Below are 2,964 nucleotides of genomic sequence, written 5' to 3'. Positions count from 1 at the left end.
GGTGCCCGTAAACGATGACAAGCGGGCAGGGACAAGCCTCTGCCCCTACATCGTCTCCAAATCGTGTTTGAATAATTTTTGTCATGTACTGTGGGCAAATATAATATAATTATTAAATGAATGGCAGTTTTTGTCGTATAATCGTCATATAGGACAAATAGTATTTGTCATAACTTTGTATTAAGAAACTGTTTAAATTTTATTCGTTCTAATTTTTAGAGATGTTTTAGAGATGTTTTTTTACATACGCTTCGCTCCTGTGACCGTTGGTTCTTTCTTGAAACGATAATAGCGGGCTATTTACATACGCTTCGCTCCTGTGACCGTTGGTTGAGTTGAGAGAAAGGAAAAAACAGCCGAAAACAGACTAAAAATGAACGAAGAAAAAGGTATAATAAAATATTCGTATAAAATTTAAACAGTTTCTAAAATAAATAATGAAAATTATGGCTTTGAAAATTATGACTGCCCAAGAGGCTGCAATGCTTATTAATGATGATGATAATATCGGGTTCAGTGGCTTTACCCATGCCGGATGCCCTAAAGTTGTCCCTTTGGAACTGGCTAAAAGGGCCGAATCGGAACATGCCCAGGGCCGGCCGTTTAAAGTCGGAGTATTTACCGGAGCATCTACAGGCGACAATATAGACGGAGCGTTGGCAAGAGCCAAGGCGATTAAGTTCCGCACACCTTATCAGACCAATAAAGACTTACGGAACGCCATCAATAACGATGAAGTAAAATATTTTGACCTGCACCTGTCTACCCTTGCTCAGGATTTGCGTTATGGATTCTATGGTACTGTCGATGTCGCTATAATCGAGGCAAGCCATGTAACGGAAGACGGGGAGATAGTCCCAACCAGTGGAGTGGGAATTACACCTACAATAGCCCGTCTGGCTAAGACTGTAATAGTAGAACTAAATCGCTGGCACCCAAAGGGGCTAAGAGGCATGCACGACCTCATGGAATTGTCCGATCCTCCACATCGCAGGGAAATCCCGATCTATACTGTGAGAGATCGCATTGGTAAAGATCATATAAAGGTTGATCCACAAAAAATTGTGGTGGTAGAAACGAATATGCCGAACGATGGCGGCGGTTTTGCTCCTGTAGACGAAATTACAGCAAAGATAGGGCAGAATGTGGTTGGTTTCTTTGTAGACGAGATGGATAAAGGGCACATTCCCCAATCATTTCTGCCGGTACAGTCGGGGGTGGGTAATATAGCGAACGCGGTGTTGGCGGCAATGGGCGACAGCAAGGATATACCCGATTTTGAAGTTTATACAGAAGTGATACAAGATGCCGTGATAAGACTGATGGAGAACGGGCGTATTAAGTTTGCCAGTGGGGGTACGCTGACTGTAAGTAATCCCTGTATTGAACGGATATATAAAAATCTGGACTATTTCAGGGAAAAGATAGTTTTTCGTACAGCCGAAATATCCAATAATCCTGAAGTAGCGCGCCGTTTAGGCATTATTGCCATGAATACGGCTCTGGAGGCTGATATTTTCGGAAATATCAATTCTACCCATGTGACGGGTACAAAAATAATGAATGGTATCGGGGGATCCGGCGATTTTGCCCGGAGTTCTTATTTGTCTGTCTTTCTTACACCATCCACAGCGAAGGACGGGAAGATAAGCGCGTTTGTACCGATGGTCTCGCATCAGGATCATAGCGAACACTCCGTAAAGGTAATCGTTTCGGAATATGGGGTTGCTGATTTGCGGGGCAAATGCCCTAAAGACAGGGCAATAGAAATAATAGAAAAATGTGCGCACCCTCATTATCGCCCTTTACTGTACAAATATCTGGATAGCGCGCAGCGTGGGCAGACTCCGGCTAATCTCTACAACGCGTTTGCCTTCCATAAGGCCTTTATGGAAACCGGGGATATGAGGAATGCCGGACTCTGAGATTGATTTCAGTGAAAGAGATATAGAGCATGTTCAAATTTTATAGCAAATCATTTTCACAGTACATAACAAAAAATAACACAAAGCCGGTAACTGTCTGGTATACTGCCCTCTTCAGGGCATTTACTAAGTTCAGGATGACAGGGTATAAGATTTACTTAACTTAATGACATTGGTATAAATTCTGCTCGTCAGGCGTCAGCAAGCGCCGTTAGCAAGCGTACGGGGTACCCACCCGGTGCAGGCGGCATAGAATGAAGTGCGGGCGCTCTTAAGCAAGATTTCCCAATCTGTAGAACGATGAATCCTTCATCACTTCATTCAGCCGGCAAGCCGATGGTGGGTCGTACGGCGAAGCGGGGCGCAATGCTTTTTTGCTTACTTTTGGAGCTTTGGCCAAAAGTAAGGTAAGCAATCTGTGATTGCGCGCAGATAAAAAATAAAAGAACGTTTTAAGTAGCGAGGGCAGAACTGAATTAAAAATTCATGTTATGCCGAGTCACGACAAACAACGTTCACAGGAGCAAAGCGTATGTAAAACGACTAATGGAATTGAACACATAATTTAAACAAAACGAAATACTGATTCACATAAATAGCTATTTTCACAGTACATGACAAAAAATATAATATTATGGCTCAACCCCTCGCCCTCTGGGCACTCCCAGCCCCACCCCGGCCCTCCCCAAAAGGAGAGGGAGAAACGAGGGGAGAGTCGTAAAACGAAGATAGACGCTGTTTGATCCGTCAGGCACTCTTCCCTTTTGATAAAGGGAACGTTTTAAGTAGCGAGAGCAGAACTAAAATCTATTTATGTTATGCCGAGTCACGCAAAACGACTAATGTAATTGAAGTACCCGAAGGGGGAAGGGTTAGAATGATAGTGTATGTTTTTTGTCATGTACTTAGAGCTATTTTATAATTTTTTGTCATGCACAATGAAATCTGCATATTCCGGCGATACCCACCCAGTGATTCCGGTGATACCCACCCACTCACTGTGCAAATTAGTCTGACAAAATTACCGTTTTTTTCTTAA

Annotated in this window: 2 protein-coding genes; one reads left to right on the top strand and one right to left on the bottom strand. The window is 43.1% G+C overall.

Annotation, left to right across the window (positions count from 1 at the left end):
• Window positions 1-446 precede the first annotated feature (446 nt).
• Window positions 447-1,925: a succinate CoA transferase gene (locus tag D0T84_RS15220; RefSeq protein WP_163308717.1), complete on the top strand. Its 1,479-nt coding sequence runs from the start codon at window positions 447-449 to the stop codon at window positions 1,923-1,925.
• Between the two features lie 271 nt (window positions 1,926-2,196).
• On the opposite strand, the gene D0T84_RS23015 is transcribed toward D0T84_RS15220, so the two are convergent.
• A complete protein-coding gene (locus D0T84_RS23015) occupies window positions 2,197-2,325 on the bottom strand; it encodes a hypothetical protein (RefSeq protein ID WP_255495403.1) in 129 nt (42 codons plus the stop codon).
• Window positions 2,326-2,964 lie beyond the last annotated feature (639 nt).

Origin of the sequence: Dysgonomonas sp. 521, assembly GCF_010501055.1 — a bacterium.
Taxonomy (GTDB): domain Bacteria; phylum Bacteroidota; class Bacteroidia; order Bacteroidales; family Dysgonomonadaceae; genus Dysgonomonas.
Note: the sequence above shows the minus strand (reverse complement) of the source record. Positions and strands in the feature narration are given on the sequence as shown.

Bases quoted from the DNA above. Each gene is read 5' to 3' on its own strand.
- D0T84_RS15220 (WP_163308717.1), top strand. From the start codon at position 447: ATGGCTTTGAAAATTATGACTGCCCAAGAGGCTGCAATGCTTATTAAT.